Consider the following 705-nt stretch of genomic DNA (forward strand, 5'->3'; position numbering starts at 1 on the left):
CTCCAGGAAGACATGCTTCTTGGCCATCAGCGCGATGCGCGCCGCATCGTAGCGGAACTGCGGCGGCATGCAGAGCGACACGGCCTCGAGCTCGGGCACCGCGTCGAGCATGGCTTCGATATCAGGGAAATTCGGGATGTCATCCACCTTGCCGTGACGGCTGGCAGCCGCGATGAGGCGATAGTCCTGGTCTTTCGCCAGGGCCGGCAGATGCTGATCGCGGACGATCTTGCCAACGCCGACGATGCCTATCTTGATGGGCTGGGACACGGCCGCTCCGTCTGTTTGATGATGGTGATGGTTTCTTACCAGAACACTTGCCCCGGGCAAGCCGAAGCCGAGAAGCCTAGCTCGGCCTTCCTTGAGGCGGCAGTGCACATTTTGTCGGCTGGGAAGGCCTCGGTCGCCGATTCGTCTCGGCAGTCGATTCGAAAGCTGGACCGGGTTCGGGTTCAGATCGGCACGTCGAAGGTGACGATCGACACTTCGCCTTCGAGCGCGCCCTGGAAGGCTGAGATATGCGGCTCTTCGTCGGGGATGCCGTCCATGTCGCCGATCTGGTCGAGCTCGGCCTCGGCGTACCCTTCGGCGGCAAGCGATTCGAGTGCCCGGCGCACCGCCGAATCGTCGTCGGGCGCGACCAGCATGACGTGGACGCCTTCCGGTTTTCCGCCTTTTTTCTTCCACACCCGGCCGGTGATGATG

At 62.8% G+C, this 705-nt stretch carries 2 protein-coding genes; both read right to left on the reverse strand.

The window, feature by feature from the left end; genetic code table 11:
- On the reverse strand, window positions 1–270 hold a 270-nt coding region (locus EOC06_RS44580), incomplete at its 3' end, for a Gfo/Idh/MocA family protein (RefSeq protein WP_245470426.1).
- Between the two features lie 182 nt (window positions 271–452).
- On the reverse strand, window positions 453–704 hold the full coding sequence (locus EOC06_RS37140; RefSeq protein ID WP_245458417.1) for a transcriptional regulator: 252 nt from the start codon (window positions 702–704) through the stop codon (window positions 453–455).
- Window position 705: the final 1 nt, after the last annotated feature.

The sequence above is a fragment of the Mesorhizobium sp. M7A.F.Ca.MR.362.00.0.0 genome (assembly GCF_004023175.1).
Taxonomy (GTDB): domain Bacteria; phylum Pseudomonadota; class Alphaproteobacteria; order Rhizobiales; family Rhizobiaceae; genus Mesorhizobium.